At 63.2% G+C, this 13,648-nt stretch carries 11 protein-coding genes; 1 reads left to right on the top strand and 10 read right to left on the bottom strand.

Going from position 1 to position 13,648, the window contains the following annotated elements:
• Window positions 1–89: 89 nt before the first annotated feature.
• The 7 genes from J7E83_RS01910 to J7E83_RS01880 all read right to left on the bottom strand — a co-directional run bounded on the left by J7E83_RS01910 (window position 90) and on the right by J7E83_RS01880 (window position 7,752).
• Window positions 90–590, bottom strand: coding sequence for a mucin-associated surface protein (locus J7E83_RS01910; protein ID WP_214958717.1), 501 nt, complete (start codon window positions 588–590; stop codon window positions 90–92).
• On the bottom strand, window positions 587–1,840 hold the full coding sequence (locus J7E83_RS01905; protein ID WP_214958716.1) for a serine/threonine-protein kinase: 1,254 nt from the start codon (window positions 1,838–1,840) through the stop codon (window positions 587–589). The genes J7E83_RS01910 and J7E83_RS01905 overlap by 4 nt, the downstream gene beginning before the upstream one ends.
• Before the next feature lie 347 nt (window positions 1,841–2,187).
• Window positions 2,188–3,246, bottom strand: a complete 1,059-nt coding sequence (locus J7E83_RS01900) for an LPXTG cell wall anchor domain-containing protein (RefSeq protein WP_214958715.1) — start codon at window positions 3,244–3,246, stop codon at window positions 2,188–2,190.
• A gap of 89 nt (window positions 3,247–3,335) precedes the next feature.
• Complete coding sequence (locus tag J7E83_RS01895; RefSeq protein ID WP_214958714.1) at window positions 3,336–3,929, bottom strand: hypothetical protein; 594 nt, start codon at window positions 3,927–3,929, stop codon at window positions 3,336–3,338.
• 475 nt (window positions 3,930–4,404) lie between these two features.
• Entirely contained in the window at window positions 4,405–5,475 is a 1,071-nt protein-coding gene (locus J7E83_RS01890) for a Gfo/Idh/MocA family protein (protein WP_214958713.1), read from the bottom strand.
• 124 nt (window positions 5,476–5,599) lie between these two features.
• Window positions 5,600–6,310: an ABC transporter ATP-binding protein gene (locus tag J7E83_RS01885; protein WP_214958712.1), complete on the bottom strand. Its 711-nt coding sequence runs from the start codon at window positions 6,308–6,310 to the stop codon at window positions 5,600–5,602.
• A gap of 2 nt (window positions 6,311–6,312) precedes the next feature.
• Window positions 6,313–7,752 carry an ABC transporter permease gene (locus J7E83_RS01880; protein WP_214958711.1) on the bottom strand — a complete coding sequence of 480 codons (1,440 nt, stop codon included), beginning with the start codon at window positions 7,750–7,752 and terminating at the stop codon, window positions 6,313–6,315.
• Between the two features lie 306 nt (window positions 7,753–8,058).
• Here J7E83_RS01880 and J7E83_RS01875 point away from each other — a divergent pair, with 306 nt between their 5' ends.
• Window positions 8,059–9,498 carry a polysaccharide lyase family 1 protein gene (locus tag J7E83_RS01875; RefSeq protein WP_251043284.1) on the top strand — a complete coding sequence of 480 codons (1,440 nt, stop codon included), beginning with the start codon at window positions 8,059–8,061 and terminating at the stop codon, window positions 9,496–9,498.
• 104 nt (window positions 9,499–9,602) lie between these two features.
• Here J7E83_RS01875 and J7E83_RS01870 read toward each other — a convergent pair whose 3' ends face one another.
• The 3 genes from J7E83_RS01870 to mmsA are packed head-to-tail and all read right to left on the bottom strand — an operon-like array spanning window position 9,603 to window position 13,627.
• Window positions 9,603–10,694, bottom strand: coding sequence for a sugar-binding protein (locus tag J7E83_RS01870; RefSeq protein WP_214958709.1), 1,092 nt, complete (start codon window positions 10,692–10,694; stop codon window positions 9,603–9,605).
• Between the two features lie 46 nt (window positions 10,695–10,740).
• On the bottom strand, window positions 10,741–12,024 hold the full coding sequence (mmsB, locus tag J7E83_RS01865; RefSeq protein ID WP_214958708.1) for a multiple monosaccharide ABC transporter permease: 1,284 nt from the start codon (window positions 12,022–12,024) through the stop codon (window positions 10,741–10,743).
• 46 nt (window positions 12,025–12,070) lie between these two features.
• Complete coding sequence (gene mmsA / locus J7E83_RS01860; RefSeq protein WP_214958707.1) at window positions 12,071–13,627, bottom strand: multiple monosaccharide ABC transporter ATP-binding protein; 1,557 nt, start codon at window positions 13,625–13,627, stop codon at window positions 12,071–12,073.
• Window positions 13,628–13,648 lie beyond the last annotated feature (21 nt).

The following is a 13,648-nucleotide window of genomic DNA, read 5'->3' as shown; positions in this document are numbered from 1 at the left end:
TTACCGGCCGGCCATCCTGGAGGCGGCGTCCCGGGCAACCGGGGCGCCGCCTTTATGCCGCTTTGTAAGTAGGCGGCTAATACCTTGTGTCAGCCGTCTTTGCCTTTTCCTTTGCCGCCTTTGCCGTTGTCCGCTGGCGCTGGCGCGGCGGGCATCGGGGGCACTGCGGCATCCGCGGCGGCTTTTGCTGCCGCGTCCGCGGCGGCCTTTTCGGCGGCAACTGCTTCCTCTGCCGCTTTGGCGGCTGCGGCGTCGGCCTCGGCCTTCGATGCTGTCAGATCGGCCCGAACGGCGGCGACTGCGGTCATGATTGTTCGCCGGCGGTCCTCGGACACCTGGCCGCTGGACGATGCCGCAGCCAGGTCAGCTTCCAGGCTGTCCAGAGCCGCCAAGGCTGCAGCCGGATCGTTGCCTGCCGCCGCCTGGCTCACGCCAAGAACGCGTGCCTGAAGGTGGCGGGCAGCGTCGCGATGCAGGCCGGAATCTGCGGGAGCGCAAGCTACCAGAGCTGATGTGAGCATCAGCACTGCAGCCACAATAGCCACGACCAGCCGCCCCCATCGCGGGTGGTTGTCCTTCGGCCGGGTCACGGTTGCACGCTCTTCTGAAGTTCCTTGAGGTGATCACCCAAGGTGCCGGTGACGGTCGGGTAAGGGACGACGTCGGGTGTTGAGGATCTGGACAGGCTTGCTGTCAGTGCCGCTGCCCCGGCCAGTATGGCAAGCGTCACCAGCATCGCGGCGAGCCAGATCCAGACGGCGACGCCTTTGCTTTTGCCCTTGCCTCTCCGCTTGCGTGGGAGCCGTGGCCTGGAATGGCTTTTTGCCGGGAGCCGGGAAGACGTCCTTTGGTCGGTCATGGTCAGGGTATCCCCGCCGGAGGCGACGGCGGCCTCCCGGGCAGGTTCGGCGGAAGAGATGGACGGGGGCCGGAAAGGCATGGCGGGAAGCACCAGAGTTGGTTCCGGCGACAGCTCGCCCGGCGTGGACGCCGGCGAGACCAGGGCCTGGCGCAGGGCGATTTCAATGTCGCCTGCTTCCGGACGCAGCAGCGGTTCGACATCAGTCATGGACCGGATCAGGTCTGCCCATTCAGCAGGGACGTCATCTGGGATTTCCGGGGCACGGTGCAGGCGGGCGACAGCCGACTCCACGGCGTTTCCCGGATATTCCACCGCGCGCTTGATGCATTCGAGCAGGACAAGTCCCAGCGAGTAGATGTCGGAGGCCGGCGTAAGTGGTGAACCCATGGCCTGTTCAGGGCTAAGGTACGCTGCCGTTCCCACGAGGGTCCCGGTGGCGGTGAGGCGCGTTGAGTCTGCGATCCTGGCGATCCCGAAGTCTGTCAGCTTGGGTCGCAGTGGCTCACCGGGACGGATCCGCACCAGCAGGATATTCGCAGGCTTGATATCGCGGTGGATGATGCCCAGGCCGTGCACGTAGGCAAGCGCATCAGCGATGCCGGCCCCGATGACGGCAAGCTCATCCAACGGAACTGGGCCGAGCCCGATCCGGGTCCGCAGATCCTGTCCGTCGACGAGTTCCATGGTCAGGAACGGACGGGGTTCATCCGGGATGCGTGTGTCGATTCCGGCGTCGAACAGCGTGACCAGGCCGGGGTGGTTGAGCGTTGCGAGCAGCTGGATTTCGGCTTCCTGGCGCTTAAGCTCGTCCGCATCCGGAGCTTGGGGCGCGAAGAGCTTCAAGGCCACGTCGCGGCCCAGATTTTCGTCACGGGCGCAGTAGACCGACGACATTCCGCCACGGCCGATCACCTCGCCAAGCCGGTAGCGTCCGCCAACCACTTCATTCCTGATGGAGCTGGGCGAATCCGCTACCATGACCTGTTCCTCCCGGTGCGCTGCGGCACTTTCTACCCAAATTATACGGGCGAGAGGGTGTGTTGGGCACGTTGTGGGCGCGGGCCTGAACCGGTTCTGATACGGCGGTGGGGGACGGGTCGCCGCAACGGCCGCAACGGCCGGAACTGCCCGAGCAGCCGCACCGGCGGCCCGGCGCCGAAGTCAGATGAGACCTTCGGGCCGGACCACCGACACATGGACAGGTGCTGGTTGTACGTGGATGTTCGGGGAGCCCACCTCCCTTCCCTGAGAGTGTGGCCGGTTGCCGCGAACGGCAGGGGCTCAGAGCGCTAGCTGATGTCTTGCAGGTCCAGCGTCAGGCCATTTCAGGACGTCCTGCGCCGCCGGATGAGAAGCAGCAGCAGTCCGGCAACCATGGCGAGCAGGGCTGCGGTGACCAGACTCATGTCCACACCGGTCTTAGCCAGCGCGTTGTTGTTGCCCTGGGCAGGAGTGGAGCCTCTGTTGGCCAGTGTGGTTCCCGCGGCCGATACTGTAAGCGCCGTCGTTGATCCAGCAGGAACAACCGTGATGCCAGCAGCACCATTGCCGGTGCCCATCACCGCATTGGTTCCGGTCGTTCCGGTTCCGTTGGTTCCCGTTCCGGTGGTGCCGGTCGGGTCGGTGCCGCCAACTGTCCCGTTGTTGCCCGTTCCGGTTCCCGGAGTCTCGGTGCCCGGGTTGTCTGTGCCAGGGGTGCCGGTTCCGTCAGCGCCACCGCCGATGACGACGGATCCACCGATACCGGTGGTCACGTCTTCCAGCAGAGCGGAGGTGTCGAGTCCCAGCCCGATGTCGACTGCGGCTGTGAGGTCGGCGGCGGGGTTGCCGTTGGTGCCAGTGCCTGTCAGGTTGCCGAGCCCGACTGCGGCGTCGGCTGCGACAACAAGGCCGGCAGCTGTGCCCTCAGTCCCGTTGGTGCCGGTCACGTTGCCGAGCCCGACTGCGACGTCGACAGCGGCTGCGAGGTCGGCGGCGGGGTTGCCGGTGGTGCCGGTCACGTTGCCGAGCCCGACTGCGACGTCGGCTGCGACAGCAAGGCCGGCAGCTGTGCCCTCAGTCCCGTTGGTGCCGGTCACGTTGCCGAGCCCGACTGCGACGTCGGCTGCCGCGGCGAGAACTGTGTTGCCGGCTCCGGTTCCGGTGCCGGCAGTGCCCAGGGCGACGTCTACTGCAGCGGCAACATCCGCCCTTCCTGACGGCGTTGAGCCACCCAGCAGGCTCAACGACGTGGGATTAGCGGATGTCGCCGCTGAGACCATGGCGGAGGCGGAGAGATCCGTTCCGCTTGTTGTATCCGCAGCGCTTGCTGCAGTGGCGCCGAGAGCAAGTAGCCCTCCGGCGAAGAGGGTGCTAAGCAGCCCCCTGCGAAGATTGGAATGCATGATGTTGTCTCCTGAGAAGTTGATGTTGGGCGCACGAGAGCAGCCCGGATGGCCGTTGTCTGCCAACGAAGGGGCAGAAAAGGGCTCAACTAGTCAGGGGAAGAGCCGGGGTCGAACGAGACCGGCGAAGGGGCATGCTCAGAGGAACCGCCGAGCGGGACAACGCCAGCAAGCGGAAGGTAAAAATCAAACGTGTCCAGCCAGGCGGCTGAACCGGGGGAGCCTGCTGGCGAGGCGCCACTCCCGGATCCTGAAGACGGACCTGGAGGCGCGGGGGCAGGGACGGGCGAAGGATCGTCATGCAGGAGCATCCCCGCCCACGATGACGCCAAACCGGTGTTTGCCAGAGAATCGCCAAAGGCGATACCAGACCGGTCCTGCTGGGGCGCCATTGCACCAGCGGCAGGGCTGACAGAGGCTTCCCCGCCCTGGCTAGCGGGGGATCCGGCTGGATCTCCTGCAAGCGCACTTGCGGGGTTGAAACTAGCGGATTCGAGCTCAGGCAACGACACTGGCGGCACATTGCCGTTCACGAGCTCCGCCACTGGTTGCAGAACGGGTTCAAGCTTCGGCATCGCTTCGACGAGCGGAGGGGTCATGGCGTCCACCAAGCCCGCGGCGGCATCGTCGACCAGCGCGGCCACGAGGTCGGAGACTGTGGAGACTGTGTCCGACGGTGCCACGCGGTTGGCTATCGGAAGCCTGGCAACCAACTGATCGGCCGGACCTGCGAGGCTTCCTACGACGGGCTGAAGAAGTCCAGAGGAGGGAGACCCTGGATTGGGGACCGGGATTGCGGCAACGGGCGCGGGGTCCCCTGTCCCAGTCAACGTCTCCGCGGAGCAAAGAGTCTGTCGAAGAGTCAGCTATGGCGGCAGAGGTGGAAAGCGTCAACCACGTGAGGGTAACGGCAGCAGCCAGCAAAACCGGCCGGAGCAGACGCCTTGGCAGACGAGCCTTAGCCATGCGTACCACCCCCAGCAACAGTTGAGATCTCAGCTTCTACAGCGTAGGACTGGGTTGCGCAGCACGTCTACTGAAATGAAGATAAAGCCATCAAATTTACTTACACTGTCACTGGGCGGAACAAACCCTGTAATTACTGGTCAGCCTTTACAGATGCCGTTTTGGATAAAAGTGACTGATATAGCTCTGTTGTCAGTGCGCGTCGTTGGGGTAGCTGACACCCAGTTGGGCTCGTACCCCGTCGAAGAGGCGCATGGTGTTCAGTGAATCCTCCAACGGCATCACCGGGCTCTCCGTCAGACCCTGCTGGATGCAGCGCGTCACCTCGCGGAGCTCATAGGTATAGCCCAGGCCGACGACGTCGAACACCTCCTTGCGGAGCTCCTCTCGGCCGATGCCTATCGCCAGCTCGCGGGGGTTGTTGATTGACCCGACGCTCTGCAGGTAGCCCAGGCTTCCCGCTACCGTTGCCGTGCGCGGACCGTGCGCCAACAAGGAGGACGTGAGCTGCACCTGTGCGCCGTGGCGGTACCCGAGTGTCATGGCATTCTGTGCGTCCACACCGTCGTCGTTGACAAAGCCGGTAGCGCTGACGATCTGCGGGAATCCCAATGTTCCGAGGGCCCACAGCAGCGGGTAGACGGAGAGATCCAACAGTGCGCCGCCGCCGTCCTGCCGCGCCCAGAGCCTGGCGGTCGGCGAGTATGGTGCGGGGAATCCGAGATCAGCGGCCACCCAGTGGACTTCGCCGAGTTCTCCGGAGGCAGCAATCTCGAAAGCCCGCTGCATGCTCGGCAGGAAGCGGCTCCACACGGCCTCCATCAGGAAGAGGTTCCGCTCCCGGGCGAGGTTAATCAGCTCAGCGGCCTCTCTGGCGTTGATGGTGAAGGCCTTTTCACACAGGACGTGTTTGCCTGCATTGAGCGCAGCGAGCACGATCTGGTGGTGCTGGGCGTGCGGAGTGGCGACGTACACCACGTCCACGGCGTCATCGGCGAGGAGCCGCTGGTAGCCGTGCACGCCGTCGTCGTCCCCGTAAGCCTTGGCGAAACCGTAGGTTGCGGCGAAATTATCAGCGGTGGCTTGACCGCGGGAACTTACCGCGTAAAGCTCCGCATCGGCCAGCAGGGACAGGTCCTGCGCTACAGACCGGGCAATCCCGCCGGTGGCGATGACGCCCCAGCGCAAGGGAGCTCCGGTAGCGGAACGGGGGTCCTGATCGGACTGGCTGGACAGCCATGGCTTGGCAATGGGCGCACTCATGGTGCCCATCTTCTCATTGAGGTGAGAGAGCGCTTGGATATTACCTGCAGGAGGTGAGAGAGCGTTTGGAAGAAGAGTGCGAAAGCTGAGAGAGGGTTTGGGGAGCCCTCCCTCAGCTGGTGGCCTAGGCCGAGGCTGCAACCACACCGGCTTTGGCGCGCACCGGATCCTCGGTCAGCTTGCCCTGCTGGAGCCTGAAGCGGCGTTCCGTCTTGTTCGCCAGCGCCCTGTCGTGGGTGACCACCAGGATGGTGGTGTTGTGGTCCCGGCTGAGCGAGCTGAGGAGCTCGATGATGTGGTCGCCTGTCTGTTCGTCCAGGTTGCCGGTGGGCTCGTCGGCGAGGATCAGCTGGGGTTCGTTGGCCAGTGCCCGGGCGATCGCCACGCGCTGCTGCTCACCGCCAGAGAGCCTGTTGATCCGCCGCACATGCTTGTCCGGGTCCAGCTGCACCTGCTCCAGAAGCTCCTTGGCACGCGTGACCCGCTGGGCCTTGCGCACTCCCGCGAACTCCATGGGCAGCATCACGTTGTCCACGGCTGTGAGGTTGGGGATCAGGTTGAACTGCTGGAAAACAAACCCGATGTCCCGCCGCCGGTATTCGGTCAGCTTGCCGTCGGGCAGGCTGGCCACGCTCACGCCGTTGACGACGACGTCTCCGCTGGTGGGCTTGTCCAGCGCACCCAGGAGGGACAACAGCGTGCTCTTGCCGCTGCCGCTCTTTCCCACGATGGACGCCAGGGTGCCCTGCTCCAGTTCAAAACTGACGTCGTTCACAGGCTTGATGGTGCGGTCACCGGAGTTGAAGGTGCGGACCAGGTTCTTGACTTCAATCATGGCTATTCTCCTCGCAGGACTTCGATGGGACGGATGCGGGCCGTGAGCAGGGCAGGGACCAGGGCTCCGATGATGGCCACGCCGAACACCGCCGCAATGCCGGCAGCAATGACGCTGGGGGAGGCGCTGGCGGTGACAGAAGTAAGGAGCTGTGAGGCCCCGCCGAGGGGGTTCCCGCCAGGGAAGCCTGAACCGCCTCCGGGGAAGCCGGCTCCGCCCGCGCCGCGGCCGGCAGCGGTTGTGGCTGCCGTCGTGCTGTTGGTGCTGATCAGGGCGGTCGCGATGCTGCCGCTGGCAAAGGACGCGACGGCGGCGCCTACTGCGCTGCCCATGGCCACCAGCACGAGGGCCTCGAGGACGAACTGTGTGCCGATGGTGCGGTTAGGGGCGCCGATCGCCTTCAGGACCCCGATTTCCCGGCGGCGTTCACGGACAAGCATGACCATGATCAGCAGGATGATCAGGCCAGCGGTGCCAAGGGCAGCCACGAAGGCGATGAGGGAGATGTTCTTGACGCTGTCCAGGGAGCTGACAGCCGTTTCCAGGTTGCGCTGGCCCTGCGTGACATCTGCCTTGTCCGTACCGAGCGCGTCCTGCAGTGCGGTCTTGGCAGCGTCCACATTCTCCATGCTGTTGACCGTGACAATCATGGATGACAGCTCATCGGGGAGTGCGGCGAGCGTCTGGGCGGCGGGCAGGGTCACGTAGAGGGCGTTGTTGCCGAAGGCGGTCCCGGCGTCGAACAGGCCGGCCACGGTGAAGGTCTGGTCCTTGATAGTGAACGTGGACCCCACTGTGAGGTTGTTCTTTTCCGCGAGCGTGGTCCCCAGCAGCGCGTTGGTGGAGGCCGCCGTGTAGTCTCCGAGGCCTGCGCCAGCAGTGAGGACCAGGGCCTTGCCGGTGCTGTCCACTTCCGCACCGATTCCGGTGGCAGTGATGGGCAGGGACCTTGCCGGTGCTGCCTGGGCGGTAGTCGAGGAACCGCTGGCGGCCTGGTTCCGGTTGCCCAGCGTGCCGGCGTCGACTGCGGCGGTAAGGCTGGTGGTGACGCTTGTGGCCGAGGTCCCGCCGGGGCCACCCTGGCCACCTCCCGGGCCGCCCTGTCCTGCGCCCGTCTGTCCTGCGGCGGTCTCGGCTGCGTTGCTGAGCCGGAGGGCCTTGGTGCCCACCACGCCGGTGACGTTGGGTACGGCGGCCGCGGTGGCGGCCTCGGCGGAGGTCAGCGGCTCGCCGCCCCCTTCAAAGCCTTGGCCGCCCGCCGGGTTGACGGTCAGCACGGTGCCAACGGACGCGTTCAGCTCCTGGACTTTCGCTGCAACTGCCTGGTTGGCCACAAGCATGGCCAGTGCTAGTCCGATGGCGACGGCCAGCACCGCGACCACTGCGGCCGTTCGGACCTTGTTTCTGAAGGCATTGCCTACACTCCGGGCGAGGACGCTCAACTGTACTCCTAGGGATCTAGGCCAGCGGAAAGGCTGGCTATTGATCCAAGGCTCGCCTCATTGGCTGTGCAGGAAACGGGCCAAAGCTATGTTTCCGCTGTGAAGTCCGCGCAGAGGCTCTTGACAGCCTAGTAGCCGTCGACGTAAGAATAGTAGCGGCTCAGAAAACGCTTTCTCAGCAAAAGATCCTCCAATTATTACCCGCACCGCGACAAGGCATGTGGTCTATTTGGCATGCCGGGAAAAAGGCCAATGACGTCCCGAAACCGAATTCAACTATTCAACCGCCTCCGCAGGATTACCAGCATGGCTGCGTCTTTATCACTACTGACACTGGCAGTCTGCTTGGCGGGGGCGGGCCCAGGAACGGCCGGTCCTTCCCTTATCGGGGGAGGCGTCATCCACCCGGATGATGCGGCACCCACCGGGTGGGCCGCCGTCGACGGCGTTACCAACGGCGGTGCCGGAGCGCCGGATGAGAACCAATACGAAGTGGGCAACCTCGCCGAACTGAAAACTGCTCTGGCCAACCACGGCGAACCCACGGCGCCCAAGATTATCTACGTCCGCGGAACGGTGGACGGCAACCTGACGCTCGACGGGAGGATCCTGGGCGAGCAGGACTACGCTCCCGGCTACGACATCAACAAGTACATGTCCTGTTTCGGGCCGGAGGGAAAGACCTGGAGCGACCAGACCTTCGACTACTGCAAGTCCATGCGCCAGCTCAGGCAAACGGGCAGCAACGCCATGAAGCGCCAGATCGAGGTGAGTCTGCCCAGCAACACCACACTGATCGGCCTCGGCGACGATGCTGGGTTTGTGGGCGCCAACATCGTATTCCTGAGCGCCAAGAACGTGGTGGTGCGGAACCTGAGCGTCGAAGCACCGGTGGATTTCTTCACCTCCTGGTCCCCGGACGACGGCGACGGCGCCTGGAACGCGCGCTTCGACGCTCTGTCCTCGGTGACTTCCAACCACCTCTGGATCGACCACGTCGACCTGACAGACGGACGCTTCCCGGACACAGACGCTCCGGTGGGCTTCCGCGGCAAACACGCCAACCGGCACGACGGCCTGCTGGACCTGAAGGACGGCACCGACTACGTCACTATCTCCAACAGCAGGCTCCACGACCACGACAAGACCATGCTCCTCGGTTCTGGCGACGAGCACGTGGACAAGGACGGCGGCAAACTGCGGGTAACGTACGTAGGCAACCTGATGGAGAACATCCAGCAGCGCGGGCCGCGGGTCAGGTTTGGCCAGGTCCACGTGGTGAACAACTACTTCGTGGGCAGCACCGATGACCCCCGGTATCCCATGGTGAGCGAGGCCCAGGGTGGCAGCAGCTATTTCCTCGGGGCGGGGTACGAGTCCAGGATCTACTCCGAGTACAACGCCTTTGACTACACGGGGCCGGGAGCGGATGAGACGGTCACCGTGAGCAGCTACAACGGCAACCGCTTCAGTGACACCGGCTCATGGTTCAACGGTGCAGAGGCTGACTTGGACTCTGTGGCACAGGCTTCCTTCGAGCGGCATAAGGCGGAAGCACTGGCCGAGGCGCAGGGGAGTGGCACCACGGCTCCCGACTGGAGTGCCAGGGACTTCACCACCGACGTCGGCTGGAACCCCGCCGGTGTTTACAGCTACAAGGCTTTCACCACGCCCGAGTCGGTGCGGAACCATGCCCTGCACTTCACAGGACCCGGCGTCCTGAGGGTGGCGAATCCGGCGTCGTAATTGAGTCGTAGTGAGTTAATGCGGAATGCCCCGGCTCCCTGTTGAGGGAGCCGGGGCATTCTTTCGGCGCTGCCTGGTGGGCAGGTCCTACTTAGTGGCAGGTCCTACTTGGTCAGCGGGCCGAGGACCGGATCGTCCACGTAGGCCGTCTTCACGTTGTCTTTGGTCACGATGACAGGGGGCAAGAGGAAGGCCGGGACGGTCTTCACCGTGTTGTTGTAGGACTTGTCGTCGTTGATCTCAGGCTTCTTGCCGGCCTGGAGATCCTTGACCATCACGATCGCGTGCTCAACGAGCTTGCGGGTGTCCTTGTTGATGGTGGAGTACTGCTCGCCGGCCAGAATCGACTTCACCGACAGCTCCTCAGAGTCCTGGCCCGTGATCACGGGAAGCGGCTTGCCGGCCGCCTTGACGGACGTGATGACGGCCCTGGCGAGGGTGTCGTTCGGAGACAGGACGCCGTCCAGTGGCGCGGTTCCGTAGGAGCCGGTCAGAAGGGTATCCATCCGCCGCTGGGCGTTCTCAGCCTTCCAGTCCTGGGTAACGGCCTTCTCGAAAGAAGTCTGGCCGGAGAGGACCTTCAGGGTACCGTCGTCGATTTTCGGCTTCAGGACGCTCATGGCGCCGTCGAAAAATACCTTGGCGTTGGCGTCGTCCGGCGAACCGGCCAGAAGTTCAATGTTGTACGGGCCCGAGGGCTTCTTGGCCTTCATCCCGTCCAGCAGTGCCTGGCCCTGGAGTACGCCAACCTTGAAGTTGTCGTAGGCCACGTAGTAGTCCACGTTCGCGGTATTCAGCAAAAGGCGGTCGTAAGCGATGATGGTGGCGCCAGCATCCTTGGCCTGCTGGAGCTGGGTTCCCAGCTGGGAACCGTCGAGGGCTCCCACGATGATCACCTTGGCGCCCTTAGAGATCATGGCGCTGATCTGGTTCTGTTGCTCGGCCACGCCGTTGTTGGCGAACTGGACGGTGGGCTTGAAACCGGCGCTGGTCAGACCATCGTTGAACAGTTTCTCCGCCAGAACCCAGTTTTCGCTGGTCTTCTTGGGAAGTGCGACGCCGATGGCGGAGTCCTTCGGGAACGCTTCACCGCCGCTTGAACTGCCGGTGGTGCCGGTGTCGGACCGCCCGCAGGCCGTCAGGGCCAATGCCGCGATTGCAGCAATCGCTGCTGCTTTTCCTGCTTTACCAAACATTGTTGTCCACTTTCTTCTTCGGGGTTAGGTCAGGATCCTGTTGCCGTCAGGCTTCCCTGGAAATGGTCTCTTTTGTGGAGGTGACTTCGTCCGGCTGCAGCGGTGTGCCGGGTCCACCGGATGGACGGCTGAAGTTCTTCATCATTAGCCCGATAATCGATGCCCTCCCCTGCGACTTGTTGTACACATCGATGGCTACGGCGACCAGCAGCACCAGACCCTTGATCATCGACTGCCAGTCGGCACCAACGCTCAGGAGCTGCAAGCCGTTGTTCAGCACGGCCATGACAAGGCCACCCACGATGGATCCGATGACGGTACCCACACCGCCCGTCACAGCGGCGCCGCCGATAAAGACTGCCGCGATTGCGTCCAGCTCCCAGCCGGTGCCATCCGACGGACCCGCGGACGTTGAGCGGGCGACGAAGATCATGCCAGCCAGTCCGGCAATGATGGACATGTTCATCATGACCAGGAAATTGATCTTCTTTGACTTCACACCGGAGAGCTCCGCCGCGTGGCGGTTGCCGCCGACTGCGTAGATGTGGCGTCCTACAACTGTTTTGGAAGAGATGAAGCCGTAGATCAGAACCATCACAGCCAGGATGAGGCCCGGGATGGGGAAAGAGGTTCCCGGTCGCCCCGTGGCGAACAGGTAGGTGGCATAGAGGATGGCAGCGCAGATCAGGACGAGTTTGAGGACAACCACCCAGGTTTCGGCAACTTCAGCTCCCAGCGCCTTGGCGGCGCGGCGGCGGCGGACCTCGCTGAAGACTACGTAGACAACGGCCGCGAGACCGATCAGGAGCGTGAGGTTGTTATACCCGGTGCTCGGCCCGACTTCCGGAAGATAGCCTGCACCGATGTACTGGAACGACCGGGGGACAGGGATCGAATTCGACTGGCCAACGAACTGCTGAGCGCCGCGGAAGATGAGCATGCCGGCCAGCGTAACGATGAAGGCGGGAATGCCGACATAAGCCGTCCACATGCCTTGCCAAGCGCCGATCAAAGCGCCCAGGCCGAGACCGAGCAGTATCCCGAGGTACCACGGAATGCCCCAGTCCCGCATGGCAATGGCAACTACCATCCCGACGAAAGCCGCCACCGAGCCCACCGAAAGATCGATGTGGCCGGCGATGATGACCAGCACCATGCCGATGGCCAGAATGAGGATGTACGAGTTGCCATTGAAGAGGTTGATGACGTTGCCCGGCGTGAGCGTGATGCCGCCTGTGAGCCATTGGAAGAGAACTATCAGAGCCACCAAGGCAAAAATCATGCCGAACTGGCGGGTGTCGCCACCGAAGAGCTTCTTGAGCGCGTTCATTTGTTTCAGTCCTTGTTCTGGAAGGTTCTGGAAAGCACCAGAGGAGTTATGCGGCTTTCCGAGTGGAGGTCATGAGCTTCATCAGGGCTTCCTGGCTCGCTTCCTCTTTGTCGAGAACGCCGGTGATGGTGCCCTCGAAGATGGTGTAGATGCGGTCCGAAAGCCCCAGCAGTTCAGGTAGCTCGGACGAGATCACAATGACGCCCTTCCCCTGGTTGGCGAGTTCCTGGATGATGCCGTAAATCTCGAACTTGGCTCCGACGTCGATCCCGCGGGTGGGCTCGTCCAGGATCAGGAGCTCCGGATCGGTGAACATCCACTTGGCAAGGACGACCTTTTGCTGGTTGCCGCCGGAGAGCTTGGCCACTCCTTCCTGCACCGAGGGGGCCTTCGTTCGGAGAGACTTCCGGTAGTGTTCCGCAACCGCGAATTCCTTGTCTGTGTCCACCACGCTGCGCTTGCTGATTTTCTCGAGGTTGGCCGAGACGGTGGTGGTTTTGATGTCGTCAAGGAGGTTCAAACCCAGGGATTTCCGGTCTTCGGTAACGTAGCCGAGGCCGGCGTCGATTGCCTGGTGAACGCTCCTGAGAGTGAGCTCCTTGCCGTTTTTGTAAACCTGTCCCGAGACGAAGTGGCCATAGGAACGTCCGAACACGGAGCGGGCAAGCTCTGTGCGGCCTGCTCCCATCAGCCCGGCAAACCCGACGATCTCCCCGCGGCGGACAAAGAAGCTCGAGTTCTTGCAGACCATCCGGTCCTGGATCTGCGGATGTGCCACATTCCAGTTTTTGACCTCGAAGAACACTTCACCGATCTTCGGCGTGTGGTCCGGGAAGCGGGATTCGAGGGTGCGTCCCACCATGCCTTTGATGATGCGGTCCTCGTCAACGCCGTCGGCTTTCACGTCCAGGGTCTCGATGGATTTGCCGTCCCGGATGATGGTGATGGAGTCTGCGATCTGCTCGATCTCATTCAGCTTGTGCGAGATGATGATCGAGGTGATGCCGCGGCCTTTCAGCCCGAGGATCAGATCCAGCAGGTGCTGTGAGTCGGACTCGTTCAGCGCAGCCGTCGGCTCGTCCAGGATCAGGATCTTGACTGACTTGTTGAGGGCCTTGGCGATCTCCACCAGCTGCTGCTTGCCCACGCCGATTTCCTTGATGGCAGTGTCCGGGTTCTCCCTTAGGCCTACCCTTGCCAGCAGTTCCGTGGACCGGAGCCGGGCCTCCGCCCAGTCGATTACACCGCGCTTGGTGGGTTCGTTGCCCAGGAAAATGTTCTCCATGATGGACAGTTCGGGGATGAGCGCCAGTTCCTGGTGGATGATCGCGATGCCCGCGTGCTCGCTGGCACGGATGTCCCTGAACTGCTGAATTTCGTTCTGGTACACGATGTCTCCGTCGTAGCTGCCGTACGGGTATACGCCGGAGAGCACTTTCATCAGCGTGGACTTTCCGGCGCCGTTCTCGCCGCAAATTGCGTGGATCTCGCCTGCCTTGACCCGGAGGCTCACTTCCGACAGTGCCTTGACGCCGGGAAACTCCTTGGTGATGGAACGCATCTCCAATATGACCGGGTCGGTTTGCGTGGTGGGGACCGTCATTTGCCCTTACGCCTCCAATGC

The organism is Arthrobacter sp. ISL-48, assembly GCF_018613805.1.
GTDB lineage: Bacteria > Actinomycetota > Actinomycetes > Actinomycetales > Micrococcaceae > Arthrobacter.
This window is presented reverse-complemented; position numbering and strand designations above follow the sequence as displayed.

What these genes read in the sequence shown, in the direction of transcription:
- J7E83_RS01900 (WP_214958715.1), bottom strand. Translation starts at nt 3,246, where the DNA reads ATGCATTCCAATCTTCGCAGGGGGCTGCTTAGCACCCTCTTCGCCGGA.
- J7E83_RS01885 (WP_214958712.1), bottom strand. Translation starts at nt 6,310, where the DNA reads ATGATTGAAGTCAAGAACCTGGTCCGCACCTTCAACTCCGGTGACCGC.
- mmsA (WP_214958707.1), bottom strand. Translation starts at nt 13,627, where the DNA reads ATGACGGTCCCCACCACGCAAACCGACCCGGTCATATTGGAGATGCGT.
- J7E83_RS01905 (WP_214958716.1), bottom strand. Translation starts at nt 1,840, where the DNA reads ATGGTAGCGGATTCGCCCAGCTCCATCAGGAATGAAGTGGTTGGCGGA.
- mmsB (WP_214958708.1), bottom strand. Translation starts at nt 12,024, where the DNA reads ATGAACGCGCTCAAGAAGCTCTTCGGTGGCGACACCCGCCAGTTCGGC.
- J7E83_RS01875 (WP_251043284.1), top strand. Translation starts at nt 8,059, where the DNA reads ATGGCTGCGTCTTTATCACTACTGACACTGGCAGTCTGCTTGGCGGGG.
- J7E83_RS01890 (WP_214958713.1), bottom strand. Translation starts at nt 5,475, where the DNA reads ATGAGTGCGCCCATTGCCAAGCCATGGCTGTCCAGCCAGTCCGATCAG.
- J7E83_RS01870 (WP_214958709.1), bottom strand. Translation starts at nt 10,694, where the DNA reads ATGTTTGGTAAAGCAGGAAAAGCAGCAGCGATTGCTGCAATCGCGGCA.